The organism is Rathayibacter oskolensis, from assembly GCF_900177245.1.
Taxonomy (GTDB): domain Bacteria; phylum Actinomycetota; class Actinomycetes; order Actinomycetales; family Microbacteriaceae; genus Rathayibacter; species Rathayibacter oskolensis.
In genome coordinates, this window is sequence record NZ_FXBM01000003.1 from 13,652 (window position 1) to 33,100 (window position 19,449).

The following is a 19,449-nucleotide window of genomic DNA, read 5'->3' on the forward strand; positions in this document are numbered from 1 at the left end:
GGCCGCCTCTCAGAACGGTGGCGGCTCGTCGTCGAAGCGCGGGCGCGGAGGCGAGTCGAGTGGTCGCCCGGGGAGTGGCGGCGGGCTCGTGGTGACCCGCCGGCCTGTCGGGGTGGACCACTCGGCGGTGCCGTCGGGATGGAGAACGTAGGTCCACCGGTCGCCGTGGCGGACGTGATGATGGGCGGTGCACAGCGACGCGAGGTTCTCGAGGCGAGTCTCGCCGCCGTTGCGCCACTCGGTCGTGTGGTCGGCCTCGGCCGTGGACGCGGAGCGGGTACAGCCCGGGAACCGGCACGTCTGATCCCGCAGCTGCAGATGCAAGCGCATCCGGGATGGCGGCACGCGGTGAGTGCGGCCGACAGAGGTGACCCTCCCCGTGTCCGGGTCGGTCAGGACTCGGGTGAACGAGGCGCCGACACCGACGAGGTCGCGCGCGATGTCGGCGGGGATCAGGCCGTAGCCGTCGAGATCCGCCGAGCCGTCGTCCAGACCCGCAGCAGCGCTCGCGGGGAGCGTCAGCCGGACCTCAGCGCGCACTCCGGGAACGAACGTCGCCGCGATGTCACCGCCGCTGACCGGGGACGTTCCGGCGACATCGCCGTCGCACAGCAGGTCCGCCAGCGCATCCGCCCGCAGCTGCGCGAGTGTGCGCTCGTCGCCGTCACCCGCGTCACCCTCCCGCAGCGTCCGGGCGATGCGGTCGATCCGATCGAAGGCGCCCACCGCGACCGGCGCCGGCAGCAACGCGGAGAGCGTCGCCATCCCGTCGATCTCCGGGCTCACCCACACCGTGCGATCCTGCCGGGCGCGCGCATGCCGCTGCGCAAGAGGCTCCTCGTGCAGCTGGTCCCGCATCCGCCTCACGGCCTTGCGCAGTTGCGTCGGAGTCATCACCAGCGCCGCCTCCGCCGCCCGCGCATCCAACGCGCCTCGGGACGTGGCCGGCACCGTGCTCGCGGCGGCGCAGATCACTTCGCTCGCCTCCCACAGCATCCGCGCGTCCTGGAGGGCCGCCCGCGTGCACGGCAGGTCCTCCATCAGCAGCTGCGCATGCTCGAGAACCCGAGACGCGGCGACCTCGGACATCCCCAACGCGACCGCGAACTCCGCGCGGATCGACCGCTCCACCAGATCGCCCGCCTCGCTGCGGGAGAGCCGGGTACCGCGAGCGAACGACTCCGGAACAGCGAGCGCCGCGAGGTAGGCCGCATGCAGCGCCGCAGCGCGCGCGAGCAGCATCTGCGCCGAGGAGCGGCCGAGACGCGCCGCGAGATCGGCCAACCCACCGACCGCGCCGAGCGCCCCCTCCGCCGCCTCGATCACACCCGCGTCTCTCATACGAGTATTGAACCAGCGACCACCGACACCAGACCCGCCGCGCCCACCCGAACCCGACGGCCCGACCCCGAACGAGCTTTGTGGAGGAGGACCGTCGCCTGAGCTAGGCAGGGACGACGACGGTCGGTCCGGCCAGGTTCATCAGGACGTCGTGCGTCGTGGGCCCGAGCGCACCGTCGGCGCCCTCTCCGCTCGACGCGGCCAGGACCAGCAGGACGCTGCTCGGCGAGGCGTCCGCGAGAGCGACCGCCGCCGAGCGCCGCACGGAGCGCAGTCGGACGGTGACGGACGGCGCGACCGTGATGGCGAGATCGCGGGCGGCCGCGAGGAGGAGATCCGAGCGCGTCGCCACCGCGACGTCGGTCTCGACGGTCGTCGCGGTCTGGTCGCCGTTGATCAGGAACAGGTCCTCGTCGAGCGCCGCCGCCTCCTCGGCCGCGAACCGCACGGCTTGGCCGCTCGCAGGCGTCCCACTCACCCCGACGGCGACCCCCCGCCGCACCCGGCCGGACGATTCCGGGATGATGGCGACCGGGCAGAGCGCACCGGCGACGAGGCGCAGGCTCTGCGACCCGAACACGCGTCCGCGGAGGAATCCGGTCTTGTGGCTGCCGACGACGACGATCGCGGCGCCGGAGGAGGCGGTGATCAGCTCCTCCATCGCGTCACCGTCGACCGTGAACCCGCGCACCGCCGCGACGCCCGGGTAGGAGCGGGCGGTCATCACCGCACGGTCGAGGAGGAAGGCGCCGCGGGACGCATCGCCGCTCTTCGACGCGTGCAGGAGGTCCATCCGCAGGCCGAGACGCGCGGCGCGCTCGATCGCCCAGTGCGTCGCCGCGTCGCTCGGTCCAGACCCGTCGACCCCGACGAGAACCGTGTGTGACATCGCGCCACCTCCTGCCTCGAGCCTGAACGGCGGACGCGGCGCTGCCCAGTGCCGAACGTCCCGCTCAGATGTCGGGTAGCCGTCGATGTGCCGCTTCCGTTAGTGATTCGCGCCCGAGGCGAGGAGGGTGGGGCGCAGTCAGGTCAGCCGACCGATGGCGGAGCGGAGCAGTCGTGCCCCATCTCGATCCCTCGCTCGTCCCCGGACTGGACGGGATCCCCTGGGCTGATGGCACCTCCGGTCAGCTCAGAGCCCTCCTCCGCGCGAACCGCGCCGTCGTCGAGGACATAGACCTCCCCGCGGTCCTGCGCCGCATCGTCGACGCCGCCGTCGAACTCGTCGACGCGCGGTACGGAGCGATCGGCGTCATCGGGAGCGACGGATCCCTGGACGAGTTCATCCACGTCGGCATGGATCCCGAGCGGGTGGAGGCGATCGGGCATCTACCCGAGGGCCACGGCCTCCTCGGGGCAGTCATCAGCGATCCGCACCCGATCCGAGTCGCCGACCTCGGCGACGACGCCCGCGCCCACGGATTCCCGGCGGCGCACCCCCCGATGCGGTCCTTCCTCGGCGTGCCGATCCGCGTGCGCGACCAGGTGTTCGGCAACCTCTACCTCACCGACGCCCGCGCCGGCGCGTTCACCTCGAACGACGAGCATCTCGTCATCGCGCTCGCCGCGACGGCCGGAGTCGCGATCGACAACGCCCGCCTCTTCGCCGAGACGCGGATGCGGCAGCGCTGGGCCCAGGCCGCCGCCGAGATGACCGCGGCGATCCTCGCCTCCGACGGCGACGACGTCATCGGGCTGGTCGCCGCCCGCATCCTCGACCTCGCCGACGCCGATCTCGTCGGCGTCGTGTTCCCGACGGAGGATCCCGAGCAGCTGCGCGTCGGAGTCGCCCGCGGTGACGGTGCCGAGGAGTTCCGGGGCCGGCTCCTCCCGGCACGCTCCTCCGTCTCGGGCAGCGTCTTCACGGGCGGCCAGCCGCGGGTGCTCGACCACCTGTCGACGTCCACGAGCGGCGGGATGCCGACCTCCGGCGGTCCCGTGCTCGCGGTGCCCCTGATCGCCGCCTCCCGATCGCTCGGCGTGCTCGTCGTCACGCGACGGACGGGCAGACCCGTCTTCACGGCAGCCGACGTCGAGATGGTGTCCGACTTCGCCTCCTACATCAGCGTCGCCATGGAGCTCTCGTCGGCGCGTGCCGATCAGCAGCGGATGGCGCTCCTCGAGGACCGCGGTCGCATCGCGCGCGACCTGCACGACCACGTCATCCAGGAGCTCTTCGCCACCGGACTCGACCTGCACCAGGCCGCCGGAGCGCTGCCGCCGGGGCGCGCCGCGGCCAGGATCGAGCGCGCCGTCGAGAGCCTGGACGAGAGCATCTCCCACATCCGCACCGTCATCTTCGCCCTGAACGCGAACAACGACGACGCGGGGACCGTCCGGCACCGCATCCTCGATCTCGCCAACGAACTGGCGTCGGTCCTCGTGCGCACTCCCAACATCAGCTTCGCCGGCGCGGTCGATCTGCTCGTGGTCGACGAGCTCGCGGACGACGTGGTCGCCGTCGCCCGCGAGGCGCTCACCAACATCGCGCGGCATGCCGAGGCGAACATCATCACGCTGCACCTCATCGCCGCCGACGGCGTGATCGTCCTCGAGGTCAGCGACGACGGCCGCGGCTTCACCGACGACGGCCGGCGGAGCGGTCTCGCGAACCTCCAGCAGCGGGCCCGCGCGCGCGGCGGGACCTTCACCATCACCAGCGTCCCCGGCGACACCCGCGTGCGCTGGAGTGTCCCCTTCCCCCCTCAGTCCGCATCGGAGACCCCGTGACCCGCGTCTTCCTCCTCGACGACCACGAGATCGTCCGCCGCGGTCTGGCGGAGCTCCTCGGCTCCGAGCCCGACCTCGAGATCGTCGGCCAGACCGGCACCGCTGCCTCGGGGCTCCGCGAGATCCTCGCGCTGCGGCCCGACGTCGCCGTGCTCGACGTCCGGCTGCCCGACGGCAGCGGGATCGACGTGTGCCGCGACGTGCGCTCCCGCGACCCGCGCATCCGCTGCCTGATCCTCACCGCCTACGACGACGACAAGGCGCTCTACGCCGCCGTCATCGCCGGCGCCTCCGGCTACGTGCTCAAGGACATCCGCGGCAAGGGCCTCATCGATGCCGTCCGTTCCGCCGCCGCAGGCGACATCCTCCTCGAACCGGCGGTCGTCGCCGCCGTCACGGCACGCCTGCGCGGAGAGCACGCCGTCGACCCGCGCCTCGCGGGCCTCAGCGAGCGCGAGCGGCAGATCCTCGCGCTGATCGCCGACGGCCTGACCAACCGCCAGATCGGAGTCGAGCTCTCCCTCGCCGAGAAGACCATCAAGAACTACGTCTCGAGCGTCCTGAGCAAGCTCGGCCTGGAGCGGCGCACGCAGGCCGCCGTTCTGCAGACGGAGCTGCGCCCGCCCGCGTCCGGCTAGCCCCGGGACTCACCACGATCGATCCGTCACGCACGGCCCGTCCGCCGCGGAGGCACGGGCCGTCCTCGACGGATGGATCACGTCGCGGGAGGCGAAGCGCCGTCACTCCGCCATGAGCAGGTCACTCGCGTCGCGGCGCATGGTCGGCGGGTAGTCGACCGTCGCGGTTCCGAGGCGGGCCAGCATCTGGATCGTTGCGCCCTCGGGGGCGTAGGCCTCGTGGATGCTCGCGCGCTCGAGCTCCATCGTGGGGTACTCCTCGAGGATCTGGCTCACCGGTTGCGTGACGAGTCCGAGCGTCCGGGCCCGCAGCGCGAACGCGGCGTAGAGCATCCCCGCCTCGACCTGATCGGCCCTGCTGTTCCCGGTGGTCGTCAGAACGGCGTAGGCGGGCGTGCTCGCGGCACCGTCGGTCGCGAGGGCGATGTCGCGGGTCGACGACGCGTCGGGTGAGTTCGATCCCGGCAGCAGGGTCGTGATGCCCTGGAGCAGGTACTTCATCGCGCCCGTGGTCCCCTGCCCCTCGACCGCGAATCCGGACCGGTGCTCGTTCTTGCTGTACTCGTTGGAGCGGAAGACAGCGGCACTCTCGGCGGCCACTGCCGCGTCGTCAGCCTCGATCACGGAGCCGCGCACGGTCGCGGCGCTGATCTCCGACACGTCAGCGTCGTCGGTCAAGACCGCGAGAGATGCGCCTACCGCGGTGGCCAGCGACTCGAGCTCGTCCGCCTGCGCTGTCGTGACGGCGGCGGGGGAGTAGGGGCTCCGGTTGGTGTCCGACCGGAACATCGAGGCGTGATCGGAGTCGGGATCCGGCGCGTCCGCGTGCAGCGTGACCCTCGCCACGGCGCGCTCGTCCATGCTCGAGGGCAGGGCGGACTCGTCGTAGTCGCCGTCGGGGAACAGCTCGATGCCCACCTCGTAGCCGGCCTCGGCGCCCGCGACGCGGAGGTACTCGAGGAAGGTCCCTGCGAGATCATCGTCTGCCGCGCGAGCGGGTCGACCTCGGGCGTGAGCCGGGAGGAGTCGGCGAAGACCGAGAAGGCGTTCGCGTCGTCGCTGTCCAGCTCGACCGTCCACGGCTGCTCGTTGTGGCTGCTGGGGGCGAGGACCGCCTGCGCGACGAGCTGCATCCGGGGGTCGTCGAACGAGGCGGCGTAGCTCTCCTCCCACGGGTCGAGGTACTCGGCGCGAGCGAAGAGCCCTCCCGCGGCGAGGACGACGACCAGCAGCGCCGCCGCCACTCCGACGGTCGAGCCGGCGGTGATGGCGACTCTGCGGCGCCATCGGCGGGGGGACGTCTCGCGGGCAGCGGTCATGGTGTATTCCTCAGAAGAGTCAGCGGTCAGGAAGTGAGGGCGCCGGCCTCGTCGAGCCGGCCGATCGGGAGGCGGTGCTCGAAGGAGCGGCCGCGCAGGCCGTCGGCGTGGACCGCGATCCAGGTGAACCACTCCGTCGGCACCCACGGCGGCAGGACGAGAGCAGCCTGGTCGGCGAGCTCGGAGTCGTCGGGCAGGGTCTCGACGCGTCCTGTGACGACGACGCTCCACGTCCTGCCGGCGGTCCTCGCATCGACCTCGAACACGACGTGGTGATCGTGCGCCATCGCCCTGAACTTCGCGCCGACGTCGGTGCGGAAGACGAGGGTCCGGTCGATGCAGGCGTAGTCGACGGGGAAGATGTCCGGACGCCCGTCCGAGATCACACCGAGGTGCCCGAACGTCCGGCTCGCCAGGAGGTCCCACCCTTCGGAGTCGGCGAGCTCGACGACCGCTCCCTGCGGCGACCAGCCGTACTCGCTCACTTCGTGGGAGTCGGCGAGGGGCTGCTCCGTCATGACTGGTCGCCGATCTGCGGCCGCACCAGGATCTTCACGGCGGTCTCCTTGTGATCGACGAGGGTGTCGAATCCGCCGTCGATCAGGCGGTCGAGCGGGATGCGCGCGGTGATGAAGGGCGCGAGGTCGATCTTCCCGGACTGCACCAGGGCGATCGTCGCCGGGTGGTCGTCGACGTAGGCGATCGTGCCGCGGAGGTCGATCTCCTTCAGCACCAGCTTCTGCATGTCGATGCTCGCCCGGGTGCCCCAGATCGAGACGTTGACGATCACGCCGGCGGGCTTGACGGCGTCGATGAGCTGATCGAGCACCGCGTTGACGCTCGTGCACTCGAAGGCGACGTCCACGCCGGTGCCGTCGGTGAGCTCGTGCACGCGCGCCAGGAGGTCCTCGCTCATCGGGTCGATGACGACGTCGGCGACTCCGGTCTCGCGGGCCATCGCCTGGCGAGCGGCGCCGGGCTCGGAGATGATGACGCGGACGCCCTCGGCGGTGAGGACAGCGGCGAGCAGCAGCCCGATCGGTCCCGCTCCGCCGATGAGCGCCGTGTCACCGCGCTGGGCGCCGCTGCGGGTGAAGGCGTGGTGACCGACCGCGAGCGGCTCGATCAGTGCGGCCTGGTCGAGCGGGATGTCGCCGATCGGATGCACCCAGCGGCGGTCGACGACGACCTTCTCGCTGAGTCCGCCGCCGCCTCCGGCGAGGCCGATGAAGCCCATGCTGGTGCAGAGGTTGTAGTGCCCGGCGAGGCACGGAGCGCAGTGCCCGCAGACGAAGTAGGGCTCGACGACGACGTTCGCGCCGATCTCGAGGTCGGTGACCCCGTCGCCCAGAGCGGTGACGGTTCCGCTGAACTCGTGCCCCATCGTGACGGGCACCTGCTCGTGCGTCAGCGGGTGCGGATGCCCGGCGGGCGGGATGAAGATCGGGCCCTCGAGGTACTCGTGCAGATCGGTGCCGCAGATGCCGCACCAGGCGACGTCGATGGCGACGGCTCCGGCGCGCAGTGCGGGTTCGGCGATGTCGTCGATGCGGATGTCGCGCGGGCCGTGGAAGCGTGCGGCTTTCATGAGGATCTCGATTCGAGTCGTGGGGTGGAGGGAGCGGTTCGCGCTCAGGCGGTCGTGACGACGCGGGCGTTCTGCTCGTCCTGCGTCGTCCGGTCAGTGCGGGTGGGGGCTGCGAGGGTCATGACGCGTCCTGCTTCTTCGTCGCGGAGGCGGCACGATCGTGCGGACGCGCTCGTGCCGCCGCTCCTCCCTCCGACGCTAGGCACCTGGTCGTCGGCGCCCCAGGGTCGAAGGTCCCGGGACGTTCGCCTCTATCTCCCCGCGGGGCACCCGCGCAGACTCGGCAGACGGCCCCACCGCCGCACCGCGCGGCACCGGAGTGGAATCGAGCGTCATGAACGCCCCCATCGTCGTCGGACTCTCCGACTCCCCGCACAGCCGCGCCGCCCTCGACTGGGCGCTGCACCGCGCGAAGAGCTCCGGCGCCCCGGTGCTCGCCGTCTTCGTCTCCGACACCGACGCCGCCGCCGGACACCCCGGCGCGGCGAGCATCCAGGCGGCCCACGGTGAGGTCGTCCTCGCCCGCGACGCCTTCGGCTCCGCCTCGAAGGCGCCCGACATCGCCGTCACCACCGCGCTGCGACGCGGCCGCCCCGTCGACATGCTCACCGAGGACGCCCGAGGCGCCCGCATGATCGTCGTCGGAACCCACGACGACCGCGATCGATCCGAGCCCGGCACCCGGCACTCGCCCGCCGTGGATCTCGCGGCCCGTTCCACCTCGCCCGTCGCGGTGATCCCCCTCCCCGGATCGGGTCACCACGGCGGCGTCCTCGTCGGGATCGACGGCTCACCGGCCGCTCGTGCGGCCGCGCTCTTCGCCGCCCGCGACGCCGCCGACCTCGACGAGCAGCTGACGATCGTGCACGTGTGGACGCCGCTGCAGGCCTGGGTCCCCGGCTTCGTCCCCGATCAGGGCTTCTACGACCTGCTCCGCACGGCGAGCCTCGACATGCTCGCTCTCGAGGTCGCGGCCGTCCACGAGAGGTTCCCAGGCCTCAGCGTGCGCAGCGCCTCCGAGACCGGCGACCCCGCGACCGTCCTCACCCGCCTCGGGAAGGACGCCCTCGAGATCGTCGTCGGCGCCACCTCCCGGCACGGCCTCCAGCGCCTCCTGCTCGGCTCGGTCGCCCACGACACCCTGCGCGGAGCCTCCCGGCCCGTGATCGTCGTCCCCGACCCCGCCGTCTCCGACCCGGCCGTTCTCTGATGGCCCCCACCCGCACGACCCCGAAGGACCCCATGACCAGCGCAGCCAACACGACCCTCCGCGAGATCACCACCGACGAGTGCTGGCGGCTGGCGCGAGCGACCGACATCGGCCGTCTCGCGGTCATCGATCACAGCCCGTCCACCCGCGGCCCGAGCGCCGCGATCGTTCCCGTCAACTTCCTCGTGCACGACGGAGCGATCTTCTTCCGCAGCGGTCCGGGCAGCAAGATGATGGACATCACCCAGCACCCGCGCGTCGCCTTCGAGTTCGACGGGCACCGGGGTCGGCGCTTCTGGAGCGTCGTCATCCACGGCGACGCCCACCGTCTCCACTCCGACGTCGACATCGAGAACTCCGGCATCCAGCAGTTGGAGGCGTTCCACGACGACGACAAGGACAACTTCGTTCGCATCGACGTCGAGTCGATCACCGGCCGGTCCTTCTTCCGCTGGCCCGTCTACCGCCTCCGCCGCGCCCTGCGCACGTTCCGGGCGCACCGCCCCGACCCGACCAGCCTGCGCACCACGCGGTAGGTGCGCGCGACCGCGCGACGGCACAGCACCGGACTTCCCGTCGGATCACCCCGCGTGCGCGACCGATCGGGAGGCGAGGCGCCGTTCGATCGCCTTGCCCGCCTCTGCGAGGAGGAGGATCGCGGCCGCGATGCCCGCCGTGTACGCCCACTCGCGCACGCCGAGCGGGGCGGAGTGGAACCACGGGTGCATGAACGGCGCGTACACGAACACGAGCTGCAGCAGCAGCAGAGTCGCGCTCGAGATCCAGATCGCGCGGTTGCCGCGGAGCACGGCCAGCCGGAGGCTCGACGCCCGGAGGAACCGGCAGCTGAAGAGGAACGCGAGCTGGCCGAGGGTCAGCATCGTCACCGCGGTCGTCTGCGCCTGAGCGCTGGTCGCTCCGCTGCCGGTCTCGAAGAAGAAGACGCCGATGGTCGCCGCCGTGATCAGCGCCGTCACCCAGACGATCCGTCCGATGTAGCTGCGGTCGAGGATCCCGCGACCGGGCCGCGTCGGCGGCCGCTGCATGATCCCCGGCTCCGCGGGCTCGGTCGCGAGGGCCAGCGACAGCGTGATCGCGGTGATCAGGTTGACCCAGAGGATCTGCGTCGCCTGCAGCGGCAGCGTGAAGCCGATGAGGACCGCGAGCAGCAGGACGAGCGCCTGCGCCGAGGTCGTCGGCAGCAGGAACAGGATCGACTTCTGCAGGTTGTCGCGGATGCGGCGCCCCTCCTTCACCGCGTGGCCGATGGTCGCGAAGTCGTCGTCGGCGAGGACGATGTCGGCCGCCTCCTTCGTCGTCTCGGTGCCCTTGATGCCCATCGCGACGCCGATGTCGGCTCGGCGGAGGGCGGGGGCGTCGTTGACGCCGTCGCCGGTCATCGCCACGACCTCGCCGCGCGACTGCAGCGCCGCGACGATGCGCAGCTTGTGCTCGGGGCTGGTGCGCGCGTAGACGTCCACGGTCGGGGCGGAGGTGGCGAGCTGCTCGTCGGTCATCGCCTCGACGTCGTCCCCGGTGAGCACGGCGGAGTCGGCGTGGGCGATGCGCATCTCGCGGGCGATGGCGAGCGCTGTGCCCGCGTGGTCGCCGGTGATCATCGTCACCCGGATGCCCGCGGAGTGCATGGCCCGGATCGCGGCGACGGCCTCGGGTCGAGGGGGGTCGAGGATGCCGGCGACCCCGAGGAAGACCAGGTCGGAGGCGAACTCCGACTCGCTCAGCGCGGTCGCCTCGGCGGTCGCGTGCGAGCGGGCTGCGGCGAGCACGCGCAGGCCCTGCGCACCGAGCTCGTCGACGATGAGCGCCCAGCGAGCCCGGTCGAGCGGGGCCGTGCTGCCGTCGGCCTGCAGCTCGTGACTGCAGCGCTCGAGGACGGCTCCCGGAGCGCCCTTGAGCAGGATGCGGGTCGCCCCGCCGGCCTCCCGCGTGCGCGTGGCCATGTACTTCGCCTCGGCCGCGAACGGCACGACGGCGAGGCGCTCGAAGCCGTCGTCGTCGAAGCCGCCCTTGCGGGCGAGGGTGCGCAGGGCACCCTCGGTCGGGTCGCCGACGACCTGCCAGCCGCCGTCCGCCTCGACGAGGTGCGCATCGTTGCAGAGCGCGAACGCCTCGATCAGGGCGTCCAGGTCGCGGTGGTCCGCGCGGTCGGGCGTGATCGCGCCCTCCGGCGCGTAGCCCGTGCCCGCGACGTCGTAGCGATCGACGCCGGTGACGACCGTGCGCACGGTCATCTCGTTGCGGGTCAGCGTGCCGGTCTTGTCGGTGCAGATCGTGGTGACGGAGCCGAGGGTCTCGACCGCAGTCAGCTTCCGGACGATCGCGTGGTGCGAGGCCATCTGGCGCACGCCCAGCGCGAGGGTGATCGTGATGAGCGCGGGCAGCCCCTCGGGGATCGCGGCCACCGCGAAGCCGATCGTCGCCGGGACCAGCTCGGCGAGGTCGCGGTCGTGGAGGAGGCGGCCGACCAGGAGCATGACGCCGGCGACGGCCACGATCAGCAGCGAGATCCGCTTACTGAACGCGTCGAGCTGGCGGGTCAGCGGAGTCGCGGTGCTCGTCGTGCCCGTGACGAGCGCGTGGATCCGACCGATCTCGGTGTCGAGGCCCGTGGCGGTGACGACCGCGGTGCCGTCGCCGGCGGTGACGTGGGTGCCCGAGAAGACCATGTCGGAGCGATCACCGAGACCGCTCGCCGCCGGAACGGGCGCGGTGCCCTTCTCGGTCGGCAACGACTCCCCCGTGAGAGCGGACTCGTCGAGGCGGAGGGTGCTCGCGCCGAGCAGCCGGGCGTCGGCGGGGACCTTGTCGCCCGGTTCGACCCGGACGACGTCGCCGGTGACGAGCTCGGCCGCGTCGATGTTGACCCAGGCGCCCTCGCGCTTCGCCTTCGCCGAGAGCGAGAGCATCGCGCGGATCCCGTCGAGCGCACGCTGGGTGCGGCCGGCCTGGACGACTCCGACGATCGCGTTGATGACCGTCACGGCGAGGATCACGACCGCGTCGATCCAGTCGCCGACGACGAAGGTGACGATCGCCGAGGCGAGGAGGACGTAGATGAGGACGTCGTGGAACTGCCGCAGGAACGTCAGCACCGGGTTCGGGGTGCGCTCGGGCGGCAGGGCGTTCGGGCCGTGCGCGGTCAGCCGGCGCGTCGCCTCCGCCGTGCTCAGCCCGTTCTCGTCGGCGTCGAGCGCCGCCAGCACCTCGTCGGCGGCCCGCGAGTGGGCCGCCGACGAGGGTGCGGGTGCTTCGAGGGGGGCTGCCGCCATCAGACGAGCCACGGGGAGCGGCGCACGAGGGGCAGCTGCCTCCACCGGGCGCCGGCGCCCCAGGTGTCGCCGGCCGAGAGCACGGCGACCGTGACCAGAGCGAGCGCGTAGATGATGTGGTAGTCGACCAGCGGGTTCGTGGAGGCGGCGTTCGCGGTGAACGGCCACTCCGCGAGGTACATCAGCACCATCATGAAGCTCCCCACCACGGCGCTGACGCGCAGGCCGATGCCGAGCATCACCGCGAGTCCGACGCCGAGCATGCCCAGCTGGAAGAGGACGTCGGTGGCGGGGCCGGCGATGGCGGTGAAGAACGGCTTCAGGGGCCCGACGACTCCGTCACCCAGCAGGAAACCCTGGCTCGGCGTCCCTCCGACGACCCACGCCCGGGCGGCCGGCGTCGAGAAGCCGAGTCCGAAGGTCTTGTCGAGGAACGCCCAGAGGAAGATGAAGCCCGTCGCCAGGCGGAGGACAGCGAGGGTGCGCCTGCCCGAGCGGCTGGAGACCGGGGTGCCGTCGGCGAGCGGTGCGGAGTCGCGGACGGGGACGGTCCGCTGGTCGAGGTCGAGTGGTGCGGTCATGGGAGTGCCTCCGATTCACGACCACAGGTGCGGCCTCGGCCCCAGGCTCCGGCATCGGGAACGCCGCCGGACAGAGTCGAAGGTCCCTGGCGGCCGCGAGCCGGGGATGCTCGAATCGGGGGATGACGCCCTCGAACTCCTCTGCGCCCGGTGCGCACCCCGACGAACCGCACGACGGCGGGATCCAGGCTCGGCTGAACTGGCTCCGCGCGGGCGTCCTCGGGGCGAACGACGGCATCGTGTCGGTCGCCTCCCTCGTGGTCGGGGTCGCCGGCGCGACGACCGACTCCCCCGCACTCCTCACCGCGGGAGCCGCCGGCCTCGTCGGTGGCGCGATCTCGATGGCCCTCGGCGAGTACGTCTCGGTGAGCAGTCAGAGCGACAGCCAGCGCACGCTGATCGCGAAGGAGCGCCAGGAGCTCGACGACGACCCGTCGGGCGAGCTCGTCGAGCTGGCGGGTCTCTACGAAGCGAAGGGGCTCAGCCCCTCGACAGCCCGGCGGGTCGCCGCCGAGCTGACCGCACACGACGCGCTGGCCGCCCACCTCGAGACGGAGCTCGGCCTCGACGAGGCGGCCGTGGCGAGCCCTCTCCAGGCGGCCGGAGCCTCCGCACTCGCCTTCACCATCGGCGCCCTGCTGCCGCTGCTCGCGATCCTGCTCCCCCCGGCCGACCTGCGGGTGCCGGTCACCTTCGCGGTCGTCCTCCTCGCGCTGGCGCTGACCGGCTACGTGAGCGCGCGGATCGGAGGCAGCCCCGCGGGACGCTCGACGGTGCGCGTCGTGCTGGGTGGCGCGCTCGCCCTCGCCGCGACCTTCGCCATCGGCTCCCTGCTCGGGACGACGGGCGTGGTCTGACGCCCGGCCTCAGACGGCGAAGTCCTCCGGCCAGCCGTGCTCGGAGAGGTAGCGGCGCACGCGCGCGACGTCCTCGTCCGACGGCAGCTCCGAGGTGACGCGCGCGATCGCGGCGCTCACATCGATGCGGCTGGCCGGCAGGTCGCCGTCGGCGGCGAGCCGGGAGCCGACCTCCGTCACCTCGGCGTCGGTCAGGCGGCGGCGCAGCAGGGCGACCAGCGGCACGAAGTCCTGCTCCGGCAGTCCGGAGGGGTACCCCTCACGCAGCCAGCGGACGACCCGCGTCACGAGACCCGCACGCTCCTGCGCGGGCTGCTCGACGACCTGCTCGGGGTCGCCCAGCGGCCACCCGGCACTCGCGAGGCGGACCGAGACCCGCACCAGATCCTCCGGGAGCGCCGGGCCGAGCAGCAGCTGCTCGACGCGTTCGCGCAGCCGCGCCGGGTCGAGTCCCTCCCCCGCCGCGTCGGCGCGCTCGGACTCCGAGAGGAGCTCGCCCACGACCTGCTCCAGCTCCGCCGGCGTCAGGCTGCGGCGGAGGATCCCGACCAGCGGGACGTAGTCCTGCTCAGGGACGCCCATCGGGTACCCCGCCCGCAGCCAGCCGACGACGCGGGTGACGATCCCCTCCGGGGCGCCCTGCTCGATCGAGGCCACCGTCACTCCTTGGGGGTGAAGGTCGGGAACACGTGCTCGAAGCTGACCGTCTGGCCGAGACCCGTGGCGATGATGACGCTCAGGCCCGAGACGACCGCCGCGACGACGATGACGAAGCACAGCGCGCCGAGCACCCGGAGCAGCGGCACCGGGATCGTGCGGCCGCGCTCACCCGACGCCTCCTCCCCCGCCACGGTGAACGAGCGGACGCCGACGGCGAAGAGCGCGGGGAGCCCGGCTCCGAGGATCAGGGCGATGAGGGCCACCTGGCCGGCGGCTTCGAGGAAGAGAGGGAACACGGCGTCGATCCTTCGAGGTGTCGGTGGTCTGCGGAGGCCGGGGCGGCTCAGGCGTCGGTGGTCTGGCGGGAGCCGCGGTTCGCGTCCTGCCACTCGTCGTTGACGTTGTGCGCACCGACGCTGTTCCGGCGGGAGCGCAGGTAGATGTAGACGGAGAGGGCGATCAGCACCGCGACCATGAGGAGGCCGCCGGTCGCGCCTCCGACGAGGTGGCCGAGCCACCACATGACCGCGCCGACCAGCGCGGCGGCGGGCAGCGTGATCACCCAGGCGATCACCATCCGGAGCGCCACGCGCCAGCGGACCTGGGCGCCGGGCCGGCCGACTCCGGAGCCGAGGATCGAGCCGGTCGCGACGTGCGTGGTCGAGAGGGCGAAGCCGAGGTGGCTGGAGGCGAGGATCACCGCGGCGGACGAGCTCTCGGCCGCCATCCCCTGCGGGGTGTTGATCTCGACGAGGCCCTTGCCGACGGTGCGGATGATCCGCCACCCGCCGATGTAGGTGCCGAGCGAGATGGCGAGGGCGCAGCTGAGCTTGACCCAGAACGGCACCGACTCGGTGTCGTCCCAGCCGCCCGCCGCGATCAGCGCGAGCGTGATCACGCCCATCGTCTTCTGCGCGTCGTTGGTCCCGTGCGCCAGCGACACCAGCGAGGCGCTGCCGATCTGGCCGATCCGGAAGCCGTGGTCGAGGCCGCGACCGGCGAGGTCGCCGATGATCCGGAAGACCAGCCAGGTGCCGATCGCGGCGACCACTCCGGCGACCACCGGCGACATGAGCGCCGGGAGGATGACCTTGCCGACCACGCCGTCGAGCTTCGTGCCGTCGCCCGCCCAGTTGACGCCGTTGACGCCGAGCCCGGCGAGGGCGGAGCCGATCAGGCCGCCGAACAGCGCGTGCGACGAGCTCGAGGGCAGGCCGAGGAGCCAGGTCAGGAGGTTCCAGATGATGCCGCCGATCAGACCGGCGAGCACGATCAGCAGGAGCGCCGATCCGCCGCCCTCGAGCAGCGCCGGGTCGGGCGCGCCCGAGGAGTCCTGGATCTTGACGACGGCGTTGGTCACCGTCAGCGCGACCTCGATGCTGAGGAACGCCCCGACGAGATTGAGCGACGCCGACAGCGCGACCGCGACCTTCGGCTTCAGCGCGCCCGTCGCGATGGACGTCGCCATCGCGTTGGCCGTGTCATGGAAGCCGTTGGTGAAATCGAACGCCAGAGCGGTGACGACGACGAGGACGAGAAGGATGAAGGGATCCACGGAGGAGATCCTCCGCCCATCCGAGCGGGGCGCGGAGGCCCCGCCGGACGCATTCACCGACTATTCATCTTGCGGAAGCGCCGTCGGTCGGCTACCCTGTGCGATTTTTCAGACTGCTGAGCCCGACCGGGCCGCCTCCGTCAGCTCGCGGAGTGCGGCAGCGGGGGCGTGAAGTCGGGCACGTGCTCGGGGTCGGCGTCGACGACCGGCTCGGGGGCCTTCTCGACGCCCGGCAGCGGCGGAGTCAGATCGGGGGTCGAGTGCCGGCCGACGCTGGCGGTCGCCTCGGCGACGCCGAGCCTGCGGGCGGCCTTCTCCTGCTTGGCCTTCAGCTTCTCGGTCTGCTCGGCGAGCTTCCTGGCCTTCTTGCGGAGCTTCTTGCTCGAGTCGCGGACGGCCTCGTGAGCGGCCCGCACCGACTTCTCGGCCTTCGTCAGTGCCTTCTTCGCGCGCTTCTGCGCCGCCTTGCCGTCCTTCTTGGTCTGCGCCATGTGCCGCTCCTCCTGCTCGTCGGCCTCGATCGACCGTCGGACAACCGTACCGGCGCCCTCCGACAGGCGGCTGGACGGGGCGGCGAGGGCCCCGGGTCCCTGGCGAGCCCCGCTCGGAGGGAGTAGGAAGTCGGCATGAGCGACTCGATCTCGCCGCGCGACTTCCGCGCCGCCCCCGGCACCGAGGACTGGCGCGTGGTCGGCGACGGCGCGCGCGCCTTCTTCACCACCGGCTCCTACCGCGCGGGAGCCGCCCTCGTCGCGGCCATCGCCGCCGCCGCCGAGGCGGCCGGCCACCACCCCGATGTCGACCTGCGCTACGGAGGCGTCGGCGTGCGCCTGATCAGCCACGACGTCGGCGACATCAGCGAACGCGACCTCACCCTCGCCCGCGCCATCTCGGCCGAGGCGCGGGCGCTCGGCATCGCCGCCGACCCGGCGCTCGTGCAGAGCCTGCAGATCGCGATCGACGCCGTCGACGTCGCGGCCGTCCGCGCCTTCTGGCGGGCAGCACTCGACTACTCCCCCGTCGAGGACGCCGACGTCGCCGACCCGCGCGCGCTCGGGCCGAACGTGTGGATCCAGCAGATCGACGCCCCGCGCGCCGAGCGCAACACGATCCACCTCGACCTCTACGTCCCGCGCGATCAGGTCGAGGCGCGGCTCGCTGCCGCCCTCGCCGCCGGCGGGCGCATCGTGAACGACGAGAACGCTCCGGAGTGGTGGACCCTCGCCGATCCCGAGGGCAACGAGCTCGATCTCGCACCCTGGCGCGACGACAGCGAGTGGAAGGCCTGAGAGTCTCGGGCGAGTCCGCCCCGCTCCCGCCGGCTTCTCGGCAGGGTGGTCGTCATGGCCATCGTCCCTCCCACCAACGGCTTCCACGGCCCCGGCGCTCAGCGCAGGCCGATGCGCGGCCCCCGGCGCGACCGCTGGATGTGGTGGCGCCTCGGCTCGGGAGTCGCGGCGACCGTCGCGGGAGTCGTCGCCCTGCTGATCTTCACCGCCGACCGCTGACCCGAGCGTGACAGGCCGACTCCGGCTGCCTACGCTTCGGGGCATGGAGAAGGTCACGGGGATCGGCGGGTTCTTCTTCGCCGCCCAGGATCCGGCGGCCCTGGGGCGCTGGTACGCCGAGCACCTCGGGGTCGACGAGCCGCCGCTCGAGTACGGGGCGTCGTCGTGGCGGCAGCAGGCGGGCACCACGGTGCTCGCGCCGATGGAGGCGGGCTCGCCGCACCTGGGCCCGACCGGCTGGGCGGTGAACTTCCGCGTCCGCTCGCTCGACGCGATGGTCGCGCAGCTCCGGGCGGCGGGCGTCGCGGTCGAGGTCGACGAGGAGGAGTACCCGAACGGACGCTTCGCGGACCTGCTCGACCCCGAGGGCAACCGGGTGCAGCTCTGGGAGCCGACGGGCGCCGACGCCTGAGGCTCGGGCGCACGGAGGGTCCCCCGATCGGCAAGCGCTTGACTACGGAGGATCTTCTCAGGGCGGATCCGGCCGATCGCGGGTAGCTTGGAGGGTCGTCTCCGCTCGCCCCTGCCGAACGGAACGCCCCGCCCCACCTGCCCCACCCCGCCTCCTGCCCCGACAGGCGGCGGACGACCTGGAATCGTCACCGCATGCACCACTCCGCTCGCCCGTCGACCTCCGCCCCCGAGGGAGTCCGACAGATCGTCCACCCGACCCGCCGCGCCCTGCGCGCGCAGCAGGAGGCCGACCGCACCGCCTCGCGCCGCACCGCCCGGCGACCGTCGCGGCCGCGCGCCTCCGCCGTCGCCGCGATGACCTTCGTGGTCGGGATCGCGGTCACCTCGACGATGCCGGCCTTCGCCATCGGCGGGACCGCCGACTCAGCCGTCGCGGAGGACACGGCGGGCGCCGTCGCCGCCGCGCGCCCCCAGAGCTTCGTCGCAGCCGGAGTCGTGCAGCAGAGCGTCACCCGCGACTCCTTCGCCGCCGAGGCCAAGCCGGAGGTGCTCGTCCCCACCGCCTCGCTCGAGGCGATCACCGCCGATGCGGGCGAGTCCACGGACGCCGCCGCCGGCGTCACCGACACCTGGTTGCTCCCCATCCAGGGGCGCATCAGCAGCAGCTACGGTCCGCGCCCCGACCAGCCGGTCTCGGGCGTGAACCTCTTCCACAAGGGCACCGACCTCGCCGGGGCGTGCGGGACTCCGGTGCTCGCGGCGGCGAGCGGCACGGTCGAGGAGTCGATGTACTCCGGCAGCTACGGCAACTGGATCCTGCTCGACAACGGCGGCGGGATCGAGACCGGCTACGCGCACAACAGCGAGCTGCTCGTCGAGGTCGGCGACTCTGTGACCGCGGGTCAGCAGATCGCGACGCGCGGCTCGACCGGCGCCTCCACCGGCTGCCACCTGCACTTCGAGACCCGCGTCGACGGCGAGGCGGTCGACGCCGTGCCGTTCATGGAGGCGCTCGGGGTGCCGCTGGGCTGACTCCCGTCCGCCGCCGGTGCGGCGGATCAGCCGCCCGAGATCTCGCGCGGTCCGGTCGAGACGGCTCCCGACCAGTGGGCGTCGGCCGGCGCGGTCGTCACGGTGATCAGCGCGTCCCGGTCGACCTCGACGTGCATCGTGCCCGAGTTGCCGCCCCCGGGTCCGCGGGTGACGGCGGGGTCGTAGTAGCAGGTGGACCCGCTCGTGATCAGCCCGTCGACCGCGATGGTCACCGTCGCGTCCTCGGTGTCACAGGCGACCGCGACCGTCACGATGACCGTGCCTCCCGAGAGCGCGACGGTCTGCGGCGCGACCGGACCGATCTCGTCGGTCCATCGGACGGCGGCGGTCGCCCCCTCCGGGATCGTCACCTCGCCGATGGGAAGGGCGGTCGGCGTGGCGGTCGCAGTGGCCGTGGCCGTGGGAGTCGCCTCCGCCTCCGTCCCGCTCGGCGCGGTGCACGCGCTCAGCGCGAGCCCCGTCAGCAGCAGAGCGGCGCCCGCACTCGCCCGTCTTCTCGTCGTCATCCCGGGTCCCCCTGACCACGTCGGTCCCTCCGGTCTACCGGACCCCTGCGGGGCGCGGACCGCATTCTGCGGCCCTTGCCAGGCTCGGATCGCGACCGGATCCCGCAGGATCGACGTCGTCTCCCGCCTGCGACGGGCGTTCCCGCGAGGGCGCGGAAGGGGCGGAGAATGGGATGGTCCCCCGCGGCGCAGCAGT

The 19,449-nt window shown here is 72.5% G+C and carries 21 protein-coding genes; 9 read left to right on the plus strand and 12 right to left on the minus strand.

What is annotated here, in order from left to right:
* Positions 1-9 precede the first annotated feature (9 nt).
* Together B9Y99_RS15090 and B9Y99_RS15095 are read right to left on the minus strand one after the other, a co-directional pair.
* Positions 10-1,341 carry an HNH endonuclease signature motif containing protein gene (locus B9Y99_RS15090; RefSeq protein ID WP_085477467.1) on the minus strand — a complete coding sequence of 444 codons (1,332 nt, stop codon included), beginning with the start codon at positions 1,339-1,341 and terminating at the stop codon, positions 10-12.
* Between the two features lie 103 nt (positions 1,342-1,444).
* On the minus strand, positions 1,445-2,230 hold the full coding sequence (locus tag B9Y99_RS15095) for a universal stress protein (RefSeq protein ID WP_085477468.1): 786 nt from the start codon (positions 2,228-2,230) through the stop codon (positions 1,445-1,447).
* Positions 2,231-2,403: 173 nt separating this feature from the next.
* Here B9Y99_RS15095 and B9Y99_RS15100 point away from each other — a divergent pair, with 173 nt between their 5' ends.
* Complete coding sequence (locus B9Y99_RS15100; RefSeq protein ID WP_165759643.1) at positions 2,404-4,074, plus strand: sensor histidine kinase; 1,671 nt, start codon at positions 2,404-2,406, stop codon at positions 4,072-4,074.
* The gene (locus tag B9Y99_RS15105; RefSeq protein WP_129588072.1) at positions 4,071-4,712 is read left to right on the plus strand and encodes a response regulator; all 642 of its coding nucleotides are present in this window, start codon (positions 4,071-4,073) and stop codon (positions 4,710-4,712) included. Before B9Y99_RS15100 ends, B9Y99_RS15105 begins: the two co-directional genes overlap by 4 nt.
* Before the next feature lie 102 nt (positions 4,713-4,814).
* Here the strand turns inward: B9Y99_RS15105 and B9Y99_RS15110 are convergent, their stop codons facing one another.
* The 3 genes from B9Y99_RS15110 to B9Y99_RS15120 all read right to left on the minus strand — a co-directional run bounded on the left by B9Y99_RS15110 (position 4,815) and on the right by B9Y99_RS15120 (position 7,619).
* Positions 4,815-5,630, minus strand: coding sequence for a hypothetical protein (locus B9Y99_RS15110; RefSeq protein ID WP_085477471.1), 816 nt, complete (start codon positions 5,628-5,630; stop codon positions 4,815-4,817).
* 427 nt (positions 5,631-6,057) lie between these two features.
* On the minus strand, positions 6,058-6,549 hold the full coding sequence (locus B9Y99_RS15115; RefSeq protein ID WP_085477472.1) for a pyridoxamine 5'-phosphate oxidase family protein: 492 nt from the start codon (positions 6,547-6,549) through the stop codon (positions 6,058-6,060).
* Positions 6,546-7,619 (minus strand): 2,3-butanediol dehydrogenase, encoded by a 1,074-nt coding sequence (locus B9Y99_RS15120; protein ID WP_085477473.1) that lies wholly within the window; start codon positions 7,617-7,619, stop codon positions 6,546-6,548. The genes B9Y99_RS15115 and B9Y99_RS15120 overlap by 4 nt, the downstream gene beginning before the upstream one ends.
* Positions 7,620-7,953: 334 nt before the next feature.
* Here B9Y99_RS15120 and B9Y99_RS15125 point away from each other — a divergent pair, with 334 nt between their 5' ends.
* Together B9Y99_RS15125 and B9Y99_RS15130 are read left to right on the plus strand one after the other, a co-directional pair.
* Positions 7,954-8,829, plus strand: coding sequence for a universal stress protein (locus B9Y99_RS15125; RefSeq protein ID WP_085477474.1), 876 nt, complete (start codon positions 7,954-7,956; stop codon positions 8,827-8,829).
* A gap of 32 nt (positions 8,830-8,861) precedes the next feature.
* Positions 8,862-9,365 (plus strand): pyridoxamine 5'-phosphate oxidase family protein, encoded by a 504-nt coding sequence (locus tag B9Y99_RS15130; RefSeq protein WP_165759644.1) that lies wholly within the window; start codon positions 8,862-8,864, stop codon positions 9,363-9,365.
* 45 nt (positions 9,366-9,410) lie between these two features.
* Here B9Y99_RS15130 and B9Y99_RS15135 read toward each other — a convergent pair whose 3' ends face one another.
* Together B9Y99_RS15135 and B9Y99_RS15140 are read right to left on the minus strand one after the other, a co-directional pair.
* Complete coding sequence (locus tag B9Y99_RS15135) at positions 9,411-12,119, minus strand: cation-translocating P-type ATPase (RefSeq protein ID WP_085477845.1); 2,709 nt, start codon at positions 12,117-12,119, stop codon at positions 9,411-9,413.
* The gene (locus tag B9Y99_RS15140) at positions 12,119-12,700 is read right to left on the minus strand and encodes a DoxX family protein (protein WP_085477476.1); all 582 of its coding nucleotides are present in this window, start codon (positions 12,698-12,700) and stop codon (positions 12,119-12,121) included. The genes B9Y99_RS15135 and B9Y99_RS15140 overlap by 1 nt, the downstream gene beginning before the upstream one ends.
* 122 nt (positions 12,701-12,822) lie before the next feature.
* Here B9Y99_RS15140 and B9Y99_RS15145 point away from each other — a divergent pair, with 122 nt between their 5' ends.
* A complete protein-coding gene (locus tag B9Y99_RS15145; RefSeq protein ID WP_085477477.1) occupies positions 12,823-13,557 on the plus strand; it encodes a VIT1/CCC1 transporter family protein in 735 nt (244 codons plus the stop codon).
* A gap of 9 nt (positions 13,558-13,566) precedes the next feature.
* Here B9Y99_RS15145 and B9Y99_RS15150 read toward each other — a convergent pair whose 3' ends face one another.
* The 4 genes from B9Y99_RS15150 to B9Y99_RS15165 form a co-directional block, all read right to left on the minus strand.
* A complete protein-coding gene (locus B9Y99_RS15150; RefSeq protein ID WP_244274984.1) occupies positions 13,567-14,214 on the minus strand; it encodes a DUF3349 domain-containing protein in 648 nt (215 codons plus the stop codon).
* Positions 14,215-14,216: 2 nt separating this feature from the next.
* Positions 14,217-14,513, minus strand: a complete 297-nt coding sequence (locus tag B9Y99_RS15155) for a hypothetical protein (protein WP_085477478.1) — start codon at positions 14,511-14,513, stop codon at positions 14,217-14,219.
* A 47-nt stretch (positions 14,514-14,560) separates the two neighbouring features.
* Positions 14,561-15,772: an inorganic phosphate transporter gene (locus tag B9Y99_RS15160; RefSeq protein WP_085477479.1), complete on the minus strand. Its 1,212-nt coding sequence runs from the start codon at positions 15,770-15,772 to the stop codon at positions 14,561-14,563.
* A 140-nt stretch (positions 15,773-15,912) separates the two neighbouring features.
* Positions 15,913-16,263, minus strand: coding sequence for a hypothetical protein (locus B9Y99_RS15165; RefSeq protein ID WP_085477480.1), 351 nt, complete (start codon positions 16,261-16,263; stop codon positions 15,913-15,915).
* Positions 16,264-16,398: 135 nt separating this feature from the next.
* On the opposite strand from B9Y99_RS15165, the gene B9Y99_RS15170 reads away from it, so the two are divergent.
* From B9Y99_RS15170 to B9Y99_RS15180, 4 genes are all read left to right on the plus strand, one after another.
* Positions 16,399-17,061: a VOC family protein gene (locus tag B9Y99_RS15170; RefSeq protein WP_085477481.1), complete on the plus strand. Its 663-nt coding sequence runs from the start codon at positions 16,399-16,401 to the stop codon at positions 17,059-17,061.
* Positions 17,062-17,115: 54 nt separating this feature from the next.
* The gene (locus tag B9Y99_RS18880) at positions 17,116-17,280 is read left to right on the plus strand and encodes a hypothetical protein (protein WP_165759645.1); all 165 of its coding nucleotides are present in this window, start codon (positions 17,116-17,118) and stop codon (positions 17,278-17,280) included.
* A gap of 43 nt (positions 17,281-17,323) precedes the next feature.
* Positions 17,324-17,692, plus strand: coding sequence for a VOC family protein (locus B9Y99_RS15175; protein ID WP_085477482.1), 369 nt, complete (start codon positions 17,324-17,326; stop codon positions 17,690-17,692).
* Positions 17,693-17,886: 194 nt separating this feature from the next.
* Positions 17,887-18,726, plus strand: a complete 840-nt coding sequence (locus B9Y99_RS15180) for a M23 family metallopeptidase (protein WP_085477483.1) — start codon at positions 17,887-17,889, stop codon at positions 18,724-18,726.
* 26 nt (positions 18,727-18,752) lie between these two features.
* On the opposite strand, the gene B9Y99_RS15185 is transcribed toward B9Y99_RS15180, so the two are convergent.
* On the minus strand, positions 18,753-19,253 hold the full coding sequence (locus B9Y99_RS15185) for a hypothetical protein (RefSeq protein ID WP_085477484.1): 501 nt from the start codon (positions 19,251-19,253) through the stop codon (positions 18,753-18,755).
* Positions 19,254-19,449: the final 196 nt, after the last annotated feature.

Coding starts and splice junctions, on each gene's coding strand:
- B9Y99_RS15090 (WP_085477467.1), bottom strand. CDS start 1,341: ATGAGAGACGCGGGTGTGATCGAGGCGGCGGAGGGGGCGCTCGGCGCG.
- B9Y99_RS15095 (WP_085477468.1), bottom strand. CDS start 2,230: ATGTCACACACGGTTCTCGTCGGGGTCGACGGGTCTGGACCGAGCGAC.
- B9Y99_RS15115 (WP_085477472.1), bottom strand. CDS start 6,549: ATGACGGAGCAGCCCCTCGCCGACTCCCACGAAGTGAGCGAGTACGGC.
- B9Y99_RS15120 (WP_085477473.1), bottom strand. CDS start 7,619: ATGAAAGCCGCACGCTTCCACGGCCCGCGCGACATCCGCATCGACGAC.
- B9Y99_RS15125 (WP_085477474.1), top strand. CDS start 7,954: ATGAACGCCCCCATCGTCGTCGGACTCTCCGACTCCCCGCACAGCCGC.
- B9Y99_RS15130 (WP_165759644.1), top strand. CDS start 8,862: ATGACCAGCGCAGCCAACACGACCCTCCGCGAGATCACCACCGACGAG.
- B9Y99_RS15135 (WP_085477845.1), bottom strand. CDS start 12,119: ATGGCGGCAGCCCCCCTCGAAGCACCCGCACCCTCGTCGGCGGCCCAC.
- B9Y99_RS15140 (WP_085477476.1), bottom strand. CDS start 12,700: ATGACCGCACCACTCGACCTCGACCAGCGGACCGTCCCCGTCCGCGAC.
- B9Y99_RS15145 (WP_085477477.1), top strand. CDS start 12,823: ATGACGCCCTCGAACTCCTCTGCGCCCGGTGCGCACCCCGACGAACCG.
- B9Y99_RS15165 (WP_085477480.1), bottom strand. CDS start 16,263: ATGGCGCAGACCAAGAAGGACGGCAAGGCGGCGCAGAAGCGCGCGAAG.
- B9Y99_RS15170 (WP_085477481.1), top strand. CDS start 16,399: ATGAGCGACTCGATCTCGCCGCGCGACTTCCGCGCCGCCCCCGGCACC.
- B9Y99_RS18880 (WP_165759645.1), top strand. CDS start 17,116: ATGGCCATCGTCCCTCCCACCAACGGCTTCCACGGCCCCGGCGCTCAG.
- B9Y99_RS15175 (WP_085477482.1), top strand. CDS start 17,324: ATGGAGAAGGTCACGGGGATCGGCGGGTTCTTCTTCGCCGCCCAGGAT.
- B9Y99_RS15180 (WP_085477483.1), top strand. CDS start 17,887: ATGCACCACTCCGCTCGCCCGTCGACCTCCGCCCCCGAGGGAGTCCGA.
- B9Y99_RS15185 (WP_085477484.1), bottom strand. CDS start 19,253: ATGACGACGAGAAGACGGGCGAGTGCGGGCGCCGCTCTGCTGCTGACG.